General features: G+C 75.0%; 20 protein-coding genes, 1 tRNA gene and 2 pseudogenes. 7 read left to right on the top strand and 16 right to left on the bottom strand.

Annotation, left to right across the window (positions count from 1 at the left end; genetic code table 11):
- From N0B34_RS10365 to N0B34_RS10345, 5 genes and pseudogenes are all read right to left on the bottom strand, one after another.
- A pseudogene (locus tag N0B34_RS10365) lies at positions 1–339 on the bottom strand (hypothetical protein); the annotation flags it as partial.
- Positions 340–480: 141 nt separating this feature from the next.
- A complete protein-coding gene (locus N0B34_RS10360) occupies positions 481–1002 on the bottom strand; it encodes an RNA polymerase sigma factor (RefSeq protein WP_263731293.1) in 522 nt (173 codons plus the stop codon).
- A gap of 142 nt (positions 1003–1144) precedes the next feature.
- On the bottom strand, positions 1145–2617 hold the full coding sequence (locus tag N0B34_RS10355; protein WP_263731292.1) for a MinD/ParA family protein: 1473 nt from the start codon (positions 2615–2617) through the stop codon (positions 1145–1147).
- Between the two features lie 189 nt (positions 2618–2806).
- Positions 2807–3250: an ATP-binding protein gene (locus tag N0B34_RS10350; RefSeq protein ID WP_263731291.1), complete on the bottom strand. Its 444-nt coding sequence runs from the start codon at positions 3248–3250 to the stop codon at positions 2807–2809.
- A 112-nt stretch (positions 3251–3362) separates the two neighbouring features.
- Positions 3363–3608, bottom strand: a complete 246-nt coding sequence (locus tag N0B34_RS10345; RefSeq protein WP_263731290.1) for a PspC domain-containing protein — start codon at positions 3606–3608, stop codon at positions 3363–3365.
- 369 nt (positions 3609–3977) lie between these two features.
- Between N0B34_RS10345 and N0B34_RS10340 the strand changes: the two genes are divergently transcribed.
- The 3 genes from N0B34_RS10340 to ligD are packed head-to-tail and all read left to right on the top strand — an operon-like array spanning position 3978 to position 8254.
- A complete protein-coding gene (locus N0B34_RS10340; RefSeq protein WP_263731289.1) occupies positions 3978–4226 on the top strand; it encodes a hypothetical protein in 249 nt (82 codons plus the stop codon).
- Complete coding sequence (locus N0B34_RS10335; RefSeq protein ID WP_263731288.1) at positions 4208–7126, top strand: helix-turn-helix transcriptional regulator; 2919 nt, start codon at positions 4208–4210, stop codon at positions 7124–7126. The genes N0B34_RS10340 and N0B34_RS10335 overlap by 19 nt, the downstream gene beginning before the upstream one ends.
- Positions 7127–7183: 57 nt before the next feature.
- Positions 7184–8254, top strand: a complete 1071-nt coding sequence (gene ligD / locus N0B34_RS10330; RefSeq protein WP_263731287.1) for a non-homologous end-joining DNA ligase — start codon at positions 7184–7186, stop codon at positions 8252–8254.
- A 22-nt stretch (positions 8255–8276) separates the two neighbouring features.
- Here the strand turns inward: ligD and N0B34_RS10325 are convergent, their stop codons facing one another.
- Both N0B34_RS10325 and N0B34_RS10320 read right to left on the bottom strand, forming a co-directional pair.
- Positions 8277–8741, bottom strand: a complete 465-nt coding sequence (locus N0B34_RS10325) for a nucleotidyltransferase family protein (protein WP_263731286.1) — start codon at positions 8739–8741, stop codon at positions 8277–8279.
- Positions 8742–8777: 36 nt separating this feature from the next.
- Positions 8778–9644 carry a M15 family metallopeptidase gene (locus tag N0B34_RS10320; RefSeq protein WP_263731285.1) on the bottom strand — a complete coding sequence of 289 codons (867 nt, stop codon included), beginning with the start codon at positions 9642–9644 and terminating at the stop codon, positions 8778–8780.
- Positions 9645–9999: 355 nt separating this feature from the next.
- Between N0B34_RS10320 and N0B34_RS10315 the strand changes: the two genes are divergently transcribed.
- Complete coding sequence (locus N0B34_RS10315) at positions 10000–11304, top strand: hypothetical protein (protein WP_263731283.1); 1305 nt, start codon at positions 10000–10002, stop codon at positions 11302–11304.
- Between the two features lie 171 nt (positions 11305–11475).
- Here the strand turns inward: N0B34_RS10315 and N0B34_RS10310 are convergent, their stop codons facing one another.
- From N0B34_RS10310 to N0B34_RS10300, 3 genes are all read right to left on the bottom strand, one after another.
- Positions 11476–11697: a hypothetical protein gene (locus N0B34_RS10310; protein ID WP_263731282.1), complete on the bottom strand. Its 222-nt coding sequence runs from the start codon at positions 11695–11697 to the stop codon at positions 11476–11478.
- A gap of 204 nt (positions 11698–11901) precedes the next feature.
- Complete coding sequence (locus tag N0B34_RS10305) at positions 11902–12276, bottom strand: hypothetical protein (protein ID WP_263731281.1); 375 nt, start codon at positions 12274–12276, stop codon at positions 11902–11904.
- Positions 12277–12430: 154 nt separating this feature from the next.
- Entirely contained in the window at positions 12431–13183 is a 753-nt protein-coding gene (locus tag N0B34_RS10300; RefSeq protein WP_263731280.1) for an alpha/beta hydrolase, read from the bottom strand.
- A gap of 358 nt (positions 13184–13541) precedes the next feature.
- Between N0B34_RS10300 and N0B34_RS10295 the strand changes: the two genes are divergently transcribed.
- Positions 13542–13757 carry a hypothetical protein gene (locus N0B34_RS10295; protein ID WP_263731279.1) on the top strand — a complete coding sequence of 72 codons (216 nt, stop codon included), beginning with the start codon at positions 13542–13544 and terminating at the stop codon, positions 13755–13757.
- Between the two features lie 73 nt (positions 13758–13830).
- Here N0B34_RS10295 and N0B34_RS10290 read toward each other — a convergent pair whose 3' ends face one another.
- From N0B34_RS10290 to N0B34_RS10265, 6 genes and pseudogenes are all read right to left on the bottom strand, one after another.
- Complete coding sequence (locus N0B34_RS10290; RefSeq protein WP_263731278.1) at positions 13831–14841, bottom strand: LacI family DNA-binding transcriptional regulator; 1011 nt, start codon at positions 14839–14841, stop codon at positions 13831–13833.
- 144 nt (positions 14842–14985) lie between these two features.
- Positions 14986–15681: pseudogene (locus tag N0B34_RS10285) on the bottom strand (nucleotidyl transferase AbiEii/AbiGii toxin family protein).
- Positions 15682–15803: 122 nt separating this feature from the next.
- On the bottom strand, positions 15804–16376 hold the full coding sequence (locus N0B34_RS10280) for a type IV toxin-antitoxin system AbiEi family antitoxin domain-containing protein (protein ID WP_263731277.1): 573 nt from the start codon (positions 16374–16376) through the stop codon (positions 15804–15806).
- Between the two features lie 219 nt (positions 16377–16595).
- Positions 16596–16913 carry a hypothetical protein gene (locus N0B34_RS10275; protein ID WP_263731276.1) on the bottom strand — a complete coding sequence of 106 codons (318 nt, stop codon included), beginning with the start codon at positions 16911–16913 and terminating at the stop codon, positions 16596–16598.
- Positions 16914–17195: 282 nt separating this feature from the next.
- Positions 17196–17271: transfer RNA gene (locus N0B34_RS10270), tRNA-Thr, on the bottom strand.
- A 116-nt stretch (positions 17272–17387) separates the two neighbouring features.
- Positions 17388–18980, bottom strand: a complete 1593-nt coding sequence (locus tag N0B34_RS10265; protein WP_263731275.1) for an alpha/beta hydrolase — start codon at positions 18978–18980, stop codon at positions 17388–17390.
- A 131-nt stretch (positions 18981–19111) separates the two neighbouring features.
- On the opposite strand from N0B34_RS10265, the gene N0B34_RS10260 reads away from it, so the two are divergent.
- Positions 19112–19582, top strand: a complete 471-nt coding sequence (locus tag N0B34_RS10260) for a hypothetical protein (protein WP_263731274.1) — start codon at positions 19112–19114, stop codon at positions 19580–19582.
- Positions 19579–19908, top strand: coding sequence for a hypothetical protein (locus tag N0B34_RS10255; RefSeq protein WP_263731273.1), 330 nt, complete (start codon positions 19579–19581; stop codon positions 19906–19908). The genes N0B34_RS10260 and N0B34_RS10255 overlap by 4 nt, the downstream gene beginning before the upstream one ends.
- Positions 19909–19912 lie beyond the last annotated feature (4 nt).

Raw genomic sequence — 19912 nt, 5'->3', positions numbered from 1 at the left:
CGCGACGGCCGCCGCGACCTGCAGCCACCGGGCCGGGACGGAGCGCAGCCCCCAGCGCCGTCGCGCCGCCTCCGCGGCCGCGCCCGAGGCCGTCGCCACGTCCGTGCGGCCGACGTCGACACCGGTCGCGGCCCGCAGCGTCGCTGCCAGGCGATCCGGGTCCGGTGTCGCGCCGGCGGCGGGGTCGGCGCCGCGCAGCCGGTCGAACGCGGGGTCGTCCTCGAACGCCGGGTCGTCATCGAGCACCGGGTCGTCACCCACCGGGGGCTCGGGCGCCGACGGCACGTCCGGGGGGACCGACCCGTCGGACGGCGTCCAGCCCGGCAGCTTCTCGCTCATGACGACCTCCGTCGACCTCCGTCGGGGCCGCCCACGCGACCCGTCATCCGTCCTGTGTCCGTGGCGCCGCCGACCTTGCACGCCACGCCGAAGGCGATCGCCCCGGCGCGGAAACGCCTGCGACGGCCCGTCGGCCGCTCGTCAGTCCTCGTCGGCCGCCCACGCCGCCGCCAGCCGCGCCCGCGCACGGCTCAGCGCCGCATCGGCACCGCCCCTGCCGATCCCCAGCACCGCGGCCAGCTCGGCACCGCCCAACCCCTCCCAGGCGGCGAGCAGCAGGATCTGCCGGTCCCTGGGCGCCAGACCGGCGAGCACCCGGCGCACCCGGTCGTCGCCGACGGCACGCAGCGCGGGGTCGTCGTCGGCCTCCGGCGGCTCGGGCAGCTGGTCCGTCACCAGGGGACGCACCTTGCGCCGGTGGTTCGCCAGCACGTACGCCGCCGTCCGGTACAGCCACGGCAGCTCGGCGCCGTCCGGCACGTCCTCGCGCCGCCGCCAGGCGACCACCAGCACGTCGGCCGTCAGGTCGTCCGCGTCCCCGGTGCCGTCGCGGCGCACCAGGTACCGGTGCACGGCGGTGGCGTGCTGGCGGACGAGCGTGGTGAACCACGCCTCGTCGTGCGCCGACACGGTGGTCGGCTCGAGCGAGGTCCTCGCTGACACGGTGGCTCCTGGAGGCGCGGACGCACGGACACCCCTGTGGTGTGCCCAGCGTGCCGGATCTTGCACGCCGCACGGTGCGGAACCGCCGCACGCCGCGCGGGCGCTCTGCGCACGGTCCGCGCAGGCGCTCGACGACGAGCCCTCAGAGCCCCTCGGCCACCGCCGCCGTCGCCCGCAGCCACGCCCGCCGGGTGGCCGGCCGCAGCTTCTCGTAGTCGATCGGCCCGCCGGACACCAGCGCCCGCTCGTAGGGCACCTCGACGACCGTCCTGGTCAGCGCCCCGAAGTGGTTGCGCAGCCGCTTGGCCAGCGCCTTGTCCACCTTGGGGTCGGGTGCGGACAGCACGGTCACCGCCTTGCGGACGGCGTCCTCGTGGCCCATCGCCCGCAGGGCGTCCAGGGCCCACGCGGCCGACTGCGCGGTGTCCTCGCGGACCGTGGTGACCACCACCAGCTGGTCGGCGGAGTCGACGGCCGCACGCCAGTTGGAGGCGCGCATGTTGTTGCCCGTGTCGACCACCAGCACCCGGTAGAACTGCGACAGCAGCCGGTGCAGACGCTGGAAGCTCTCCGCGTCGACGGAGGCGACCGAGGCGGCGTTCTCGTCCGAGGCGAGCACGTCGAACTGCTCGGTCGGCTGGGTGCGCATGTACCCGTCGAGGTCGCCGATCCGCACGGCGCCGTGCGAGGTCAGCGTCGGCAGCGAGCGCAGCAGGTCGACGGCGGTGCGGGTGTGGTCCGAGGGCGCGGACCGCCAGCCCAGGGTGCCGTGCGTCTCGTTGTTGTCCCAGGCGAGGGTGTACCCGCCGCGCTGCAGCCCGAACGTCGAGGCGAGCAGCATGGTGGCCGTCGTCTTGTGGGCGCCGCCCTTGGGGTTGATCACCACGACGGTGCGCGGGCCGTCGAGGGACCGGCGCACGGCCGCGACGTCGGCACGCAGCCGGCGCTCGGCGCGGCCCGGCCCCGGCTTGACGGCGCCGAACGTCAGCGTGCGCACGCCGCGCTGCCAGCCCTGGCGGGCGGGGCCGTTGCGGTCCGACCGGCGGACGGACACCAGGTCCTCGAGCGTGGGCAGCACCTCGCCGTCGCGGCGCCGGCTGGCGGCGGCGTCGGCGGTGGTGCGGGTCTCCGTGCTGCGGGTGTCGGTGGCGCGGGCCTCGGCGGTGCGCGCCTCCGCGGTGCGGGCGTCCGACGACGAGGCGGGAGCCGCCGCACCGGCCGGCGTGGGCCCGGCGGTCGGCACGGGGGCGCCGATCGGCGCGGAGGCTCCCGGCACCGGTGCGCCGGAAGGTATCGGCGCGGCCGGCACCGGCGGCGCAAGCTCGTCGGGCTCGTCGGGCTCCCGCGGCGCCTCGTCCACCCGTCCGTCCGGGTGGATCAGCAGCGACCACACCCCGTCGGGGTCGCGCACCTGCACCGGCAGCGGCCTGCCGAGCTCCGCGGCCAGCGCCGCGACCTGCGACGTCACCTCGGCACCGGCCTGCGCCAGGTCCTCGCGAACCACCGGACGGCGGTCGCCGTCCACCACCAGCTCGCCCGTGCCGTCGTCGCGGACCTCGGCCGTGATGGTGGGGACACGCCCCGTGCTGGTCGTCAGGCTGCTGCCGTCGGTCATCCCCGAGCGCTCCTTCGTCGTCCACCGCTGTGCCCGAATCTGCGCAGCTCCGTCGCGCGGACAACCCACGCATGCGCGACGAAACTACGCCGTAGGGTCTCAGGTCGCACCGGGAGAGCGACGAACGCCCAGGCCAGCGGGGCCGGCACGCCCCCCGAACCGTCGCCGGGACGGCCGACGAGGTCGGCTCTAGTCCTCCAGCTCGACGTCGAACCACACCGTCTTGCCGCCGTCGGGGTGGGTCGCGGTGCCCCATGCGGACGACAACGCCTCGACCAGGGCCAGGCCGCGGCCGCTCGGCGCGGTCGGCTCGGGGTGCCGCACGCGGGGGCGGCCCTGGCCGGTGTCCCGGACGCTCACCCGGACGGTGCGCCGGTCGATCCGCAGGCCCACCAGCACCTCGCCGTCGACGGGCCCGTGCACCACCGCGTTGGAGACCAGCTCACCGGTCAGCAGCTCGATCACCTGGTTGTTCGAGCCGACCACACCCTCGGCCGCGATGGCTCGCATCACCCAGTGGCGGGCCAGCCGAGGTGCGTGCCGCTCGGCGCGCAGCGTCAGCTCGTCGTCGACCGGGCGCCAGCCGCTCCGGCGCGCACTCGGTGCGCTGGAGAGGTCTCGGACGTCGCCCACGGGACCAGCGTGCCCGATGGTCGTCCGCGGCGCCCTCCGAGGCGCGCGCACCGATGGGTGATCCACGGCCGCCGACCGGCCGCGCCCGGCCCTGCCGCACGTGCCGGAGGGGTCAGCGACGCACCGGCGGGGCCGGCCGCCACACCGGCGACTCGATCGGCATGAGGATCCACAGCGCGATGTAGACGATGAGGAAGCTGCCGGGGATCACCAGGTTGGCCAGCAGGAACAGCAGCCGCGTCACCCACGGGCCCAGGCCGATGCGCCGCCCGATGCCGGCGCACACGCCGGCGACGACCCGCCCCTCGTAGACCCGGATCAGGCCCGTACGGCCCAGCGGCTCCTGGATGGTGCTCATCTCGTCCTCCCGTCACCGGACGTCCGGGGCGGGTGTCCGCCCGTCGGTCGTCCCGCGCTCCCGGCGCCGTGCGCCGTCTCGTCGTGGTGCCGGCTCCGTACGGGCCGGTGTGCTCCCAGCCTGGCGTCGGGGGTCCGTCCCGGCCCATCCGGGACAGCCCTGATCCGTCCCCGGTTCGTCCCTGAGCCCCTCGGCGCGCCGCCTCAGCACGGCGGGCTGGCCACCTCAGGGGCCGCCGGGGCCACCTCAGACCTCGTCGGGCGCACCGCATCCGCAGGACTGGGCGATCGACCGATCCGCCGACCCGGGCCTCACGACGACCTTGGGGTCATCACACGGAGAAGGACGAAGGACGGGGAGCGGACCACCATGATCGAGATCACGAGGACGTGGCAGGCACCGGCGGTCGACGCCGAGCTGGCCTACCGTCGCGAGCACCTGCTGGACGAGCTGGGCGAGGCACGCCGGGCGGCGTACCTCAGCCGTGCAGCCCGTGCCGAGCGCGCCGCGCACCGCGACGCCGCCGACCGGCAGCGGTCGGGCGGCCGTGGGTCGGTAAGGAGGTGGCTGCGTGGGTGGTCCCTGCGAGGATCGGGGGCATGGCACGCAGCCCGATGAGCACGCCGTTCGTCGCCCGTGCGGCACAGGTCGAGCGCCTCTGGGAGGCGTTCGAGGGCGCGAGCGCGGGCGACCCGTCGCTGGTGGTGGTCGCCGGTGACGCCGGCGTCGGCAAGACGCGGCTGGTGCGCCACGTGAGGAGCCTGGCCAAGCAGTCCGGCGCCCGGACGGTCGTGTCGGCGTGCGTCGACCTCGGTGAGATCGGGCTGCCGTACCTGCCGTTCGCGGCGGCGCTCGCGACGCTGCAGGGCGTGGAGCCGGACGTGGTCGACGCGGTGGTGGCGGACCGCCCGGCGCTGGGCCGGCTGCTGCCCGGCGGGACGGACCGGCCGGCCCGGGCCGACGACGCCCAGGACCGGTTCGAGCTGTTCGAGGGCGTGGCGGACGTGCTGGCCCGCATGGGCACGGCCGAGCGGCCGCTGCTGGTGGTCCTGGAGGACCTGCACTGGGCGGACGCCTCCTCGCGGGACCTGCTGCGGTTCCTGGTCAGCCGGCTCGCCATGCAGCACCTGCTGCTGGTCGCCACGTACCGCACGGACGACCTGCACCGCCGCCACGCCCTGCGCCCGCTGATCGCCGAGCTGGTGCGGCACCCGCGCGTGCAACGGCTGGAGCTGCTGCCGTTCGACGAGCCGGAGCTGCGGGAGTTCACCACGGCCGTGCTCGGTGCTCCCTTGGACGACGACACCTTCGGCCGGGTGGTCGCCCGCTCGGAGGGCAACGCGTACTTCGCCGAGGAGCTGCTGGCGGCCGGTCCCGAGACGGACGAGCTGCCGTGGTCCCTGGTCGACGTGCTGCGCGTGCGGCTGGAGGCGCTGCAGCCCGCGTCCCAGCGGCTGGCGGAGCTGGTCGCCGCCGCGGGACGCAGCGTCCCGGAGACGCTGCTGCGCGCCGCGGCCGCGGCCGACGACTCCGCGGTGCTGAGCGGGCCGGGCGCCGTCGACCTCGCCCTGCGGGACGCCGTCGCCCAGCACGTGCTGGCCGCCGAGGACGGCGGCCGCATCGCGTTCCGGCACGCCCTGCTGGCCGAGGCGGTGTACGGGGACCTGCTGCCGGGCGAGAAGTCGGGCCTGCACCGCGCCTACCTCCGGGCGATGCAGGCCGACCCGACCGTCGCCTCGTCCGCCCGCCTGGCCAGCCACGCGCTGCGCGCGCCGGACCTCGACGTCGCGCTCACCGCCTCCTACGCCGCGGCCCGCGAGGCGCAGGCCGTGCTGGCGCCCGAGGAGCAGCTGCAGCACCTCGAGGTGGTCCTCCGGCTGTGGGACGCGGCACCTCGTGCGGCCGCCGGGCTGCCGGAGGACCACGTGGCGCTCCTGGGCCTGGCGGCGGGAGCGGCATCGGAGGCCGGGCGGGCGGACCACGCCCTGCAGCTGGCCCGCGCAGCGGTCGACGAGACCGGCCACGACCCCCGCCGCCAGGCGGGCTGCCGCACGGCGCTCGCCCGGTTCCTGCTCGACGCGGACCGGGTGCACGAGGCCCGGACCGAGGCGTCCCGCGCCGTTGCGGTGCTCGACGAGCCGTCCGCCGACCGCGCGTGGGCGCTCGCGACGTACGCGCGCGCGGCGATGAACGTGGACCTCGACGAGGAGGCGGAGGTGGTCGCGGCGCAGGCGCTCGAGGTGGCGCGGGCCGTGGGTGCCACCGACGCGGAGTCGGACGCGCTGACCACACGGGCGCTGCTGGTGCGGGAGTCGCCGGAACGGTCCGAGGAGCTGCTCGAGGCGGCGCTGGTGCGTGCCGAGGAGTCCGGGGACCTGGCGACGGAGCTGCGGACCCGGTTCAACCTGGTGTCCGGCCGGTACTACGCCGGTGACCTCGCCGGGGCGGCCGCGCTCGCGGCGAGCAGCGTGGCGCGCGCCGAGCGGCTCGGCGCCGGCCGCGGTGCCTACACCCTCGAGCTGCGCTGGATGGCGGAGCTGATCCGGTACCAGTCCGGCGACCTGACGCCCGGGTCGGCGGCGCGGGCCCCCGTCGACCAGTGGGACGAGCACACGTCCTGGCTGTCCGTGGCGTGCACGTACGCCGCCGTCGCGCGGGGTGACGAGGACGCCGTCGAGCGCGGCCGGGCGCTGGTCACCCACCGGGACCGGGACCCGCAGATCCTGCTGATCGCGGGCGGCACCACGGTGGACGCGCTGACGTGGCGGGGCGAGCCGGACGCCGCGGTCGAGCTGGCCGCCGACGTGCTGACCGGGGTCGCCGCCTCCTGGGGCGAGTACGTGCTGGGCGGCATCTGGGTGTGCGCGCTCGCGCTGGCGGCGCACGCGGACGCGGCGGAGGAGGAGCGGCTCGCCGGCCGGGACGTCACGCGGCGGCTCGAGGCCGGTGAGCGGCTGCTGTCGCACGCCGAAGACACCGCGGTGAAGGGTCGTCCACGCGGTGGCCGGCTGGGACCGGAGGGTCGCGGCTGGGCGGCCCGGGCCCGCGCCGAGCACGCGCGGCTGACCGGTCGGCCGGAGCCGGAGCTGTGGGCGGCGGCGGTGGCGGAGTTCGGCAGCGGGTTCCGGTACGAGGTGGCCCGCACCCGGTGGCGGTGGGCCGAGGCGCTGCTGGCCGTCGGCGACCGCAGCGGTGCCCAGGGGCAGGCGTTGACCGCGCTGGCGGAGGCCGAGGCGATGGGGGCGCGGCCGCTGGCCACCGCGGTGCGGGCGCTGGCGCGCCGCGGCCGGCTGGAGCTGCCCGGCACCCGGGCGGAGACGGCCGACGTGCTGACGGCCCGCGAGGCGGAGGTGCTGCGCCTGGTGGCCCAGGGGCTGTCCAACCGGCAGATCGGCGAGCGGCTGTTCATCTCCGCCAAGACCGTGTCCGTGCACATCTCCAACCTGCTGGCCAAGCTCGGCGTGTCCGGCCGCGCGGAGGCCGTCGCGGTGGCCCACCACCGCGGGCTGCTGAGCTGAACGGGCGGGCCGGTGGCAGGGGGTGCCGGTGTCGGTGGGCGGCTCTAGCGTGAGCCCATGCCGAGCGCCAGCACGCCCGCCGTCGAGCTCGAGGTGCGCGGCCGCACCGTGCGCGTGTCCAACCCGGACCGGGTCTACTTCCGCGAGCGGGGGCTGACCAAGCTCGACGTGGTGGAGTACTTCGTCGCGGTGGGTGACGGCATCCTCGGCGCGCTGCTGGACCGCCCGACGACGCTCGAGCGCTGGCCGCGCGGCTGGTTCGCGGACGCCAAGCGCGCCACCCGCGCCGACTCGTCGGGGGACGCGTTCTACCAGAAGCGGGTGCCGCAGGGCGCCCCCGACTACGTCGAGACCAGCCGGATCGGCTTCCCCAGCGGCCGCACGGCCGACGAGGTGGCGCCGACCGAGCTGGCGGTCGTCGCGTGGGCCGCCAACCTCGGCACGCTGACCTTCCACCCGTGGCCGGTGGTGCGCGACGACGTCGACCGACCGGACCAGCTGCGCATCGACCTCGACCCGCAGCCGGGCACCGACTTCGCCGACGCCGCCCGGGTCGCGCCGCACGTCCGCGAGCTGCTGACCGAGCACGGCCTGACGGGGTTTCCCAAGACGTCCGGCGGCCGGGGCATCCACGTCTTCGTGCCGATCGAGCCGCGCTGGACCTTCACGGAGGCGCGGCGCGCCACCATCGCCTTCGGCCGGGAGCTGACCCGCCGGCTGCCGGAGCAGGTGACGGTGAAGTGGTGGAAGGAGGAGCGCGGCTCGAAGATCTTCGTCGACTACAACCAGATGGCCCGTGACCGCACCATCGCCTCGGCCTACTCCGTGCGGGCCAACGCCCGCGCCACCGTGTCGGCACCCCTGCGCTGGGACGAGGTCGCCGACGTGGCACCCGACGACTTCGACGTCACGACGATGCCGGCGCGGTTCGCCGAGGTCGGGGACCTGTTCGCCCCGCTGGTCGCGCACCGGGAGCCGCGCCACTCGATCGAGTCGCTGCTGGAGCTGGCCGACCGCCAGGAGCGCGACGAGGGCGAGGGTGACCTGCCCTACCCGCCCGAGTACCCGAAGATGCCGGGCGAGCCCAAGCGCGTGCAGCCCAGCAAGGACGCCGACCGCCCCCGCTGACCGGCGCCGGCGTCACCCCTCGTCAGCGGTCGCCCCGGACGCCGAGCGCCGCGAGCAGCCCGCTCAGGACACCCCTCGGGTCGTGCAGCACGCGGAACCCGTCGCGCACCACCCGCGCGGTGCCGTCGTCCACCGGCTCGTCCGCCCACTGCCGCGGCACGATCCCCAGCTCGACCTCCAGGCCGCTGGTGAGCCGCACGCGTCGCTCGGTCAGCACTCCCCAGGCCTGGGTCCGCACCGGCGTCACGTCCTGGCCGACCGCCGCCGCGATCCAGTCGTCCGCTCCGATCCAGCGTTCGGGGACGTCGGTCAGCACGACGAGGTCCACGTCGGAGTCCGCGCGCGCAGCGCCACGCGCCCACGACCCGGCCAGCCCGACCGCGACGACGTCGGGACGTGCCGCCGCCCAACCCGCCACCGAGCGGCACACGGCCAGGACCTCGTCCCGGCGTTGCGGCTCGGACGGCACGGGCGGCCCCTCGGTCATCGGTGGCTGGTCACGGTGCGCTGCGTGGGCGACCCGTCAGCCCGTGTACTCGTAGTGCCAGTACTCCGGACCCGACCCGTTCTGCAGCGCCCACGCCGGCTGCACCCAGCCGAACGACGGACCGTGCGCCAGCAGCCACGCCCGCTGCACGCTGCTCCACCCGTACTCGCACGGCAGCTCCGGGACGTCGATCGCCTTGCCGTACCCGTGCGGCGACGTCCCCGGCACCGCGGCGACGGTGCCGAGCGCGGCGCGCATCGCCACCTGCGTCGCGTAGTCCCGGTACGCCAGGTCGATGTCGAGGTTGTGCCCGAACGCCGCCCGGAACGCGACGTTCAGCTTCTCCAGCGCCTGCGCCGCCGGGGTGAGCAGGTAGAAGCGGGTCCCGTGCGAGTCGGTGGTCCAGGACAGGGCCGTCATCGACGAGGCCGGCAGGTTGCCGTTCGAGCCGTCGCCGGTCGCGGTGGGCACCGACGTCCAGAACGGCGGCCCGGTGTAGGTGGTGCGGCAGGGGTCGACGGACGACGTCGGCGTCGGGCTCGCCGCCGCACGCGCCCGCACGGCAGCCTGGGCGGCCGCCTGGGCTGCGGCCGTCTGCGCGGCCTGCCACGCCTGCTGCGCCTGGGCCACCTGCGCCGCGGCGGTGGAGACGGAGGCACCGAGAGTCGCGGCGCGGGCGGGCGCGACGGTCCCGGCGAGCGCCTGGTCGGCCTCGCTGAGCGCCGCCGCGAGGGCCGTGCGCACCGCGTCGTCGGCCACGTGCCCCGCGCTCCCGTCGAGCACGGCACGCGCCGCGGCGACGACCTGCTCCAGCTGGGCACGGGAGTGGTCGGTCAGGCTCTGCGCCGCCGCCTGCGCGGCCTGGGCCGTCAGGCCGGACACCTGCGACGCATCGTCGCTCACGGCGGCCGCAGCCCGAGCCGAGCCCAGGGCCGCCGCAGGCCGCTGACGACCGTCCTGCCACGCCCACGCCCCCGTGCCGCCCGCCCCCAGCACCAGGGCGGCGGCGAGCGCGACAGCGGCGGGACGACGGATGGCGTACCTCCCCGGTCGGCGCGACGGGGTCCGCAGCAGCGCGGCACGACGGACGAGCCAGGCTAACCCGGTGCCCCGCGCGGCGCCCAGCCCCGGCCACCGCCGGAGCGCGTGCCCGGAGGCGGCGGACGACTGGGACCGACGACCCCCGAGACCATCCGCGGGAGCGATCTCACTCTCCGGGTTCCTCAAGACCGGCGCGGCGCTGGTCGATCCCCACACCATGACCGAGTTGACTGCGATGGTGCAGACGCTCACGCCCGACCCCACCCTCGTCGGCCCGCGTGACCTCACCTCGCACGAGCACGCCGACCTCGACCGGCTGCGGGCGCCGCTCGCGGGCAGCGTGGACCGCAGCGACTCCCGCGCGCTGAGCTGGTTCTGGGACCGGGTGGTCCCGCAGCCCGGCACGCTCGCACCGGCGGGGCTCGTGGAGTGGGTCGGGATCGCGCTCGGCGACCTGCTGGTCACCCACGTCGCCGGTTCGCGCTGGGTGGTGTGCCCGGGACCGTCCGGACCGACGCTCGGCATCGTCGGCGACGCGCACCCCCTGGCCCCCGTGGTGCCGATCCCCGACGCGCAGGACCGGTGGGACGCCGGCGCCCGCGGCTGGATCGGCGGCTACCTCGGCGCCGCAGCCGCGCACCTGGCGGGCGTCACGATGCCCCAGCCCCGCGTGTCGACCGAGAACGTCAGCTCCACCGAGCGGACCGCGGGGTCGGCACCCGCCCCTGTGGACGATCAGCCCTCGGCTCCCGCCGCCTCCCCCGCCGACTCGTTCGCCGCTGCCGGCGGCCAGCCGGAGGCCGCACCGGCGGAGGCGGAGGCGTGGACGCCCGCCGTCGTACCGGCACCGGGAACGCACCTGCCCAGCCGCCACCATGCCGCGGCGGACCCGACCGACGCCGCGAGCACCGATTCCGGACCGGCTGCGGATGCGGTCCCGGTCACCGGCACGGGACCGGCCACCGCCCAGCCGACCGCGGTCGAGCCGACCGCCGTCGAGGTCACCACGGTCGAGCCAAGCGCCGCCGCGCCGGACACGGTCGAGCCGGTCGCCGCCGCGCCGGACACGGTCGAGCCGGTCGCCGCCGCGCCAGCCACCCCCCAGCGGCCGACCAACCTGCCGCACCCGCCGTCGACCGCCGCGCAGGAGCTGGCGCTGCGCGCCCTCGAGCACGCGCTGGTGGTGCTGCGCCGCGGACCGTTCGACCGCGAGGCCTTCGTCATGCTGGTCGAGGACTCGGGCACCCGCACCCTCGCCTGCACCGGTGAGCCGTCGCAGGCGCTGCGACAGGCACGGGACACGGCCCGTAGCTCCGGCGCCCGCGCCGTGGCGATCGGCTGGATCGACCGGCACCCGGCCGGTGTCCCCGACCCGCGTCAGGGTTTCCCGGCTGTGCTGATCGAGGCCTCGGAGGCCGGAGCACCAGGGTTGAAGGTGGCGCACCGGTTCGTCGAGGACGCGCTCGGCACCGGCCCGCTCGGTGACCCCGTGCTGGTGGGCGAGGTGCCGCCGCTGCTCTAGCTGCAGCCGCGGCTCGCTCCGGCTGGTGCGCAGCTCAGGTGGGACTGGATGCTCCGGGTTGCGTCGGCCTCCGGACGCAGGAGTCGCCCGGCGACGTCGTCGTCGGGCGACTCGGTTTGACCGGCCTCGCATGAGACCTGCGGGCGCGACGCTGCGTCCGCGTGGTGCGTCTCAGGCGATGCGGCGCTTGGCGCGGAACTCGTCGGCGATCTGCTGGGCCTGCAGGCTGATCAGGGCCCGGTAGTACTCGAAGAGGATGGCCACCCGCTCGGCGGGCACCTCGTCGTCGCCGTCGCGCGCCGCCAGCCACTCGTACTTCGCCACGCGGATCTCCGCGTCCGATATGTACAGCTGCCAGTCCGCTGTCGTCGGGAGCTCGTTGTTCGGTTCCATGCCGTGAGTCTGGCCCGGCCGGAGCGCGCCTGGGACGAACGTCCTGTGTTTTCGCCCCCCATGACAATGCGACGCGACACCGTGTCACATAACCCGGCCGGGTGAGCGACTCACCGCCGGGACCCCGGCTGACCTGCAAGGACACGTGCGCAGGGATCTTGGACGATTGTCATGGTCAAGCGTCCAGTTCACCCTTTACTGCCACTAGGCGAGACGGCTCCGGGGCGCTTCCGGCACCTCGACCGGGCCGTCGACACCGCTGCCGACCCAGCCGTCGGCACCGTCGCGGTACGGGCGGTCGGCACCGTCGCGGTTCGCACCATCGGCACCGTCGTCGTCCAGCTGCCGCTGCAGCCCGTCGAGCTCGGTCCGGAGCTCCGCCGCCGTCTGCGCCCACCGGCGCGCGTCGTCGTCGCGACCCCACACCTCCGCGTAGCCGCGCGCGCGGAACATCGCCAGGCTGAGGCGGACGGTGGTGTCGCGGACGCGCGCCCGCAGGAACGCGTCCCGCAGCCCCGTCAGCCCAGGGTCGCCCGGGTCCCCGACGAGCGGGTCCCGTCGATCCAGGGAAGCGGTCATGCCCTATCGATCGACCGGAAGGCGTCGCTCGGTAGGCCATCGGTGGGGGTGCGCCACGGATCGCGCCGCGGCCAACCCCCGGCCCCGTCAGGCACCACTCCCCGTCAGGCGCCACTCCCCGTCATGCGCCACTCCCCGTCAGGCACCGGTCCCGTCAGGCACCACTCCCCGTCAGGCACCGCTCGAGGAACCGCTCCGACTGCTCGACCTCGAACCACGGCACCTGGTGGTGGCCGCCGACGTGGGCCCGCAGCGTCTTGTGCGGAGATCCGAAGGCGTCGAACAGCGCCAGCCCGGAAGGGCGGTCCAGCTCGGGGTCGTCCCAGGAGAGGATCACCTCGACCGGGATCGTCACCCGCCGAGCGAGGGCGAGCACGGGCTCGGTGCCGAAGTACCCGCCCAGCACCGCCGCGCGGATGCGGGCGTCGGCCAGGATCAGCGGGATCCCGATGCCGGTGGCCAGCGTCAGGCCGGTGTACCCGATCGGCGCCTCGGCACCGACCTGCGGGAGGGCCTGCAGCGCATCGACCGTCGCGCGCCACTCCGGCACGGCCCGCTCGGCGATCGACGCGTTGAGCTCGACGACGATCGGCGCGAGCGGCTGACCGGCCGCGCGGGCGGCCAGCATCGCGTCGACCAGGCGCTGGTCCGCGGCGCTGCGCGGACGGTCGCCGTGCCCCGGCGCGTCGACTGCCGCGACGGCGTACCCGTAGGTGCCGACCAGGTGACGAGCACGCGCCACGAGGCCCGGCGCGCGCTTGTGCAGTCCTCCGCCATGACCCATCAGCACCAGGGCGGGGGGTGGCTCGACGGCACCGCTGGGGGTCCACAGGACCCCGGGGACGTCGTCGACCGTGAAGTCGTGCTCGTCGACGCCGTCGGCGGACGAGGAGGTGTGCAGGTGCATGGCGGACGCCTTCCGATCAGCTGACGGAGGGCTCCCGGCACCGAGCGAGCAGGCCGGTCAGTGACGACGCGGGGAGCACCCGTGGGACACAGCGGTCATCGGTGCTCACCCCCTCCGGTCGTCGGCCTCGCGCCGCCAGGATCCCGTTCGTCGGCGCGGGTGTCGACGACATTTCAGGGCCTCCACCTGCAGGGGGGACGCGGCGCTGGTGGTAGCGGACCTCGAGCGGCTGCAGGCGCTGCTGGAGCGGTGAACCCCATGCCGCAGAACGCCCCGAAAGGGGCACATCGGCCCCGTCCGCCTGCTAGCGTCGCCCCGGCCCTGGCGACCGCACAGGTGCGCTGATCAGGGGGTTCGCATGAGTGACGGTCGTGGTGCGCCGCGCGGCGGCGGTTGGCCGGACATGGTGGAGCGAGTCGTCATCGCGCTCGCGGCCGGCGGGTTCACCTCGTGGTCGATCTACCACACCCTGCTCACCTGGGTCCCGCTCGCGTACCTCGCGGCGTTCCTCGCCGTGGACGGCTGGCGACTCACGGGCCGGGCGCGTCTCGCGCGCCGGCGACGCAGCACCTGACCCCGAGCGCCTGACGTCGGCAAAGGCCCGCCTCAGCAAGGCCAGGCGTCGCAGCGCCCCGCGATCCTCGGGGTCAGGCGCGCGGGGCGCCCGTGCTGCCCCGCACCACCAGGCTGGTCGGGATCAGCTCGGTCCCCGGCCCGCTCCCGCCGGCGATCGTCTCGAGCAGCACCTGCAGGCAGCGCTCCCCCAGCCTGCCGAAGTCCTGGCGGACGGTGGTCAGCGGCGGGACGAAGTGCGCGGACCCGTCGACGTCGTCGAACCCCACCACCGACACGTCGTCCGGCACCCGCAGGCCGGCCTCCCAGAACGCGCGGAGCAGGCCGAGCGCCAGCTGGTCGTTGGCGGCGAACACCGCGGTCGGCAGCCCGCCCGCCACCAGCTCCCGCCCGACGGCGTAACCGCGGTCGGCGCTCCAGTCGCCGATGCTCGGCTCCCGCGACTCGAGGCCGGCGGCCGCCAGCTCGTCGTGCCAGCCCTGGATGCGCCGCCGTGCGTCGAGCCAGTCGGTCGGGCCCGCCAGGTGCAGCACGTCCCGGTGCCCGAGGTCCAGCAGGTGCCGAACCGCCTGGCGCGCGCCGGTGTAGTGGTCCACCGCGACCGACCGCAACGGTGCCGGCAGGTCCATCGGCCCCACCATCACCACGGGTACCGGGGAGGCGAAGGCCCGCACCGCCTCGACCGCGTCGTCGTGCGCCGCGAGCACCAGGACCCCGTCGACCCCCTCCGTCATGAAGTGCTCGAGCACGGAGGCGACGTCGTCCGAGCTCCACGCCGGCAACGTGGCCAGGGACACGAACAGCCCGAGCTCGCGGGCCGCGTTCTCGATCGCGATCAGCGTGCTGGTCGGCCCGAACAGCGCGGATCCGGACGAGAGGACGCCGATGGTGCCGCTGCGGCGGGTCACCAGCGCCCGTGCGGCGAGGTTGGGGCGGTACCCGAGGGCCGCGACGGCGTCGAGCACCCGCCGTCGCGTGGCCGGACGCACGCTGGGGTGGTCGTTGAGGACCCGGGAGACCGTCTGGTGGGACACCCCGGCGAGCGCGGCGACGTCGCTCATCACGGGTGGGCGTGTGCTGGACATCGGTCCGAATCCTCCACCCGTCCGGGGGCCGGAGGTGACCGGACGCTCCGTGGACCCGTGAGACACGAAGGCCCCGCGCCGGCATCGGTGCTGGTCGCGGGGCCTCCACCGGCGCGCCGGTCCGGTCGAGACCCTGAGTCGCCGCTAGCCGACGGCCCGCTCCCAGGCTGCGACGACGACGTCGTACGCCTGCGCTGCGGTGACCCGCGGGACGCACTGGTGCGACAGGGACGTCAGCCAGTGCTCCTGCGCCGGTGGACCAGCCGGGAACGACCACCGTTGGGGTGCGCGCCCAGTCGGTCCGGCGTGCTTGTACGCGCTGACAGCTTCAGCGTTGATCCACCCGCGCTCGGTGAGCGCCCACAGGTCGTACAGGTCGCGTGGAGCGTTGCGCGTCTGGTCGCACCAGGCGACGGTCTTGGCGCCGACGAACCCGGCGGGGGTGAAGGTCACCATCTGCACGGTGCCCAGACCGGCGTACCGCAGGTCCACAGGGCTCGTCGCGGTGGGCCAGCGGGCATAGGCGCGACCGTCGATGAGCTGCACCCTGACCGTGGCTCCGGCGATGGTCACGAGGGACGCGTCGGTGTCGCGCCGGGCGGCGGCCAGTGGTGGGGAAACCTAAACGGGGCCGAGGTGAGCTTCGAGACCGGTGATAGCGGTGTCCAACACGCTGGCGGCCGCTGGCCGGGGCCCGACGGACAGCAAATCGATGTCCTCACTCAACCGCAGGTCAGGCAGGTGTGTGCGCGCCAGGGCGGTACCGCCGTAGAAGATGACTCGGTCGGCGTGCGGGGCGAGGACGTCGAGCAGGTGGGAGATGACGCAGTCGCGGCGCACCTGCTCCTGCGGGACGCCGAAGCGGGCAGCCCACTGGGACGCTTCGGCGCTGGACAGGGAGTACCGCGACCGGGCTGCGGTGCCGACTCGCGCGCGGCGGGTAGGGCGCGGTGCGGGGCCGCTCACAGGGTCGCCGCCAGGAAGGCGGTCACGGTCGCGGCAGCGGTCATCGGTCCGGTGTCGAGCAGCTCGCGCAGGCGGGTCGTGTCGATCCGAGGGGCGAGGGCCCGGGCCGCGTCGGTCGCCTCGTCGGGGATGCCCCCCAGGTTGCGGCGCGTGACCAGGTCGATGAGGGTCTGCTCGGCGGTGGTGACGAGGAACGTCCCGAGAGTGCCGGGCACGGCGACGGTGGCCAGGGTGCCGGCTTGGCGGACCGTGAACACGACCGTGCCGCCCGTGGTCAGCGTGACGGGACGGTGCTGCTCCGGGACGGCGACTACGGTGACAGCCAGGGCGCGTGGGATGGCGTGCCACCAGCGGGCCGCGCCGACCCCGGCGAGGACGGGTACCCGGTCGCCGTACGCGGCGGTGGCGTACGCCATGGCGGCCTCCTCAACCGGCGGTGCCCACAGCTCCTCTGGGGCGACCGTGTCAGGCTTCGCGGTGTAGGTGCCTCGCGCGATCTGGACGAGCGTGCCCGCGTCGCGCATCCGGACGAGCTCCTTCTCCGGGTTCGCGTACAGTCCGCGCAGCATCACTGGTCGTACCGTGCGCAGGGGTGCGTCCGTGATCGTGGCCGGCACCCGGCCTACACCCTGTCCCATATGCAAAACACTACCGTTTAGGTAGCCTTCTGCATACAAGACACCGGCCGCGACCAGCGCATCCGACTGCGCCTGCGGTCGGTCTATCACCTAGACCGTCACGAGCTCGGAGCGCGTCCTTGCGCCCCACCGTGCCGCGCGGGGCCCGGTTCAGGCGTCGTCATCCCCGGACGCCGAAGGGGCAGCCGGGAACAGCACCCCCGCTGCCCGGTCTGCGTGCGCCGCCAGCCGGTACGCCCCCGCCGACAGCAACGACGCGCCCAGCAGCACGCACGCGTACCCCACCCACATCGCCGCGGTCACCGGGGACGTGCCCGATGACAAGTACGACGAGCTGGACGTCACCGTCGCCGCCGCGACCACACCGGCCAACGGGTTCGTGAACCCGACCACGGTGAAGAACACACCAGACCCGATCAGCCCCGCCGACGCCTTCGGGACCGTGGGAACCCTGTGCTGCTCAGTCATGGGACGCATCGTGACACCAGCACCGACAGTCCCGCAGGCGGTTGGGCGGACCTCATCCGACACGTCGACGGGACGGCTACTTGGTCCCCCAGTCCGGGCACAACGACTTCGGTGCCTGCATCGCGGCGAAACCAGCCCCGGGCTCGTCGGGGAACTGCAGCACCGCCCACGTCAGCACGTGATCCGGTGGGGTGAGGAGACCCTGGCTACCACCGGCTCCGCAATTGGCTCCCCCGTATACACGGGAAACCCGTCATCATGGCCTGTGACCTGCGGTGTTGCTGGAGCCGCCTGAGAGAATCGAACTCTCGACCTTCTCATTACGAGTGAGACGCTCTGCCGACTGAGCTAAGGCGGCGTCGTCGTGGGGTGACGCGGAGCGACCCCCGGCACGGCGAGCGGGCCCACTGTACCCGGAGCCCGGTCCGCCCTCCAAAGCGGGTCCGCGGCGGCCGCGCACACCGGGGGAGGGCGTCAGCAGCGCGTGCCGGCCTTGGGCGCCGTGCCGTCGAGGAAGTAGTCGTCCACGGCGTTCTGCACGCACGAGTTGGACAGGCCGTAGGCGCCGTGCCCCTCCCCGACGTGGGTGAGCAGGACGCCCGACGACAGGGTCGTGGCCATCTTCTGCGCCCAGACGTAGGGCGTCGCCGGGTCGTTGGTGGTGCCGATGATGACGATCGGCGGCGCACCCTTCGCCGAGTAGTCGGTCAGGTCCGTGACCTGCGGCACCGGCCAGCTGGCGCAGGTGGTACCGGAGTACGCGAAGAAGTCCCCGACGGTCGGTGCCGCCTGCTTGATGGCGGCGGCCTGGCTGCGCATCGTCGCCAGGTCCGACGAGCCGCGGGAGTCGAGGCAGCCGATGGCGGTGAACGCCTCGGTGGTGTTGGTGGTGTACCGGCCGGAGGAGTCACGGTCGTAGTAGGCGTCGGCCAGCTGCAGCAGGCCCGAGCCGTCGCCCTTCACCGCGGCGGTCAGCGCCTGGGTCAGCATCGGCCAGGCCTTCTGCGAGTACAGCGGGTAGGCGATGCCGGTGAAGGCGAGCGGCGCGGTGAGCCGCCGGGACGTGCCGGTGGGCAGCGGGGTGGTGTGCGTGTGGGTCAGCAGGCCGGCGATCTCCTTCATCGCCGTGTCCACGTCGCCCGTCAGCGGGCAGCCCTTGCCGCCCAGGCAGTCGGTGACGTACGCGCGCAGGGCGCTCTCGAACCCGGCCGCCTGGCCGGCCGCCACGGCGTCCGCGTCGAGCGTCGGGTCCAGCGCCGAGTCGAGCACCATGCGGCCGACCGTCTTGGGGAACAGCGCCGCGTAGGTGGCGCCGAGCTTGGTGCCGTACGAGTAGCCGAGGTAGTCGAGGGTCACGTCACCGACCGCGGCGCGCACCACGTCCATGTCCTTGGCGGAGCTGATCGTATCCACGTGCCCCAGCACCGCACCCGTGTTCTGGGCGCAGGCGGCGCCGAAGTCGGCCCACGCCTTCTCCTGGGCCTGCACGCCGGCGTCCGTCGACAGGTCGAAGTCGGCGGAGACCAGCTTGTCCATCTGCGGGCCGTCGTAGCACTTCACCGGCGCCGACCGCTGCACGCCGCGGGGGTCGAAGGCCACGAGGTCGTACTCGTCCCGGACCTCGGCGCTCACCACGGTGCCGGCCGTCTCGAGGAAGTCGACCGCCGAGGCGCCCGGGCCACCCGGGTTGACCAGGATCGACCCGACGGTGTCCGAGCCCTTCGCCTTCAGCCGTGCGACGGCCAGGTCGATGGTCGGGCCGGCGGGCTGGGCCCAGTCGAGCGGGACGGTGACGGTGCCGCACTGGGCGGTCTCGCCCTGCGGCGCCGCGACGCCGGAGCAGCCCTTCCACTGCACGGTCTGCGAGTAGAACCGGCTCAGGTCCGCCGGGACCGGGGTGGCGGGCGCCGACAGGGTGCGCGAGGCGTTGCCCGTGGGGCTGGTCCGGTGCTTGGCGGGGGCCGGCGTGCAGCCGGCCAGCACGAGTCCGACGACGAGCAGGGCCGATGCCGCTCCGAGGCGGGTCGACCGGCGCAGGCCGGTGGACGGCCGGGCGGCGATGAGCATGGCGCCCACCGTAACGGTCGGGGCTGAACAGTCTTGACGGAACCCGAACACAGGACCGACATGCCCCGAACCGAGGTCGGCGACAGTCCTCCTCGTCGGCGGGAGCGGCCCGCCCTGGTGAAGGAGTCGTCATGACGCTGCCCCTTGCACGCATCGTCGGGACCGTCGCGCTGACCGGTGCGCTCGCGCTCGGTGCCGCCGTCCCGGCGCTCGCCGACGGGACGTCCACCCCGGACGCGACCCCGGCGGCCACGTCGTCGCCCAGCCCCTCCACGCACGTGACGGTCGACGGGAACACCGTCACCATCACCACGGACCTGGCGACCGTCCAGGCCTGGTGCACCCGCGACCACAAGGCGCAGGCCCGGTTGACGGCCCTGCAGCAGCGCATCGAGGCCGGGGCCGACACCAAGGGCTCGGTGGCCTGGCTGCGCGCCAAGGCGGCCGCAGCGGCGACCGCCGGGCACCCCGAGCAGGCGAAGCGGCTCAACGAGCGCGCCGACCGGCGCCAGGACCGCCTGCCGCAGATCGCGAACGCGCTGACCCGGCTGAAGAACGCGGACACCACCGTGTGCTCCGCCCTGCCCGGCGCCGGCGCATGAGCCTGCGCGCGGACGCACGCCGGGGCGGCGTCGCGCTGCTGCTCACCGCGGGGCTCGTGGCCGGCCTGGCCGGCTGCGGCCTCGCGGGGCACGGCGGCGGGACGACGAACGGCTCGCTCAGCGGGACGGCGGGCGGGAGCGCGGCCCGTGGCGGGGCAGCGGCCGGCAGCCCCTCCGGCGGGACGGGGCCTGCTGCCGGAGGCTCGTCCGGCGCGTCGGCGTCGCCTGCCGCAACAGACGTCGACGGGCTGCAGCAGGCTGTCGACCAGGCCGGCAGCCTCGCCGACCAGGTGGACCAGGACATGGCGGGCGACGCCTCGTCCTGACTCC

Source organism: Cellulomonas sp. SG140, assembly GCF_025770785.1.
In the GTDB taxonomy this organism is placed as follows: Bacteria; Actinomycetota; Actinomycetes; order Actinomycetales; family Cellulomonadaceae; genus Cellulomonas.
The sequence above is the reverse complement of the archived record's forward strand: the minus strand, read 5'-3'. Positions and strand labels throughout refer to the sequence as shown.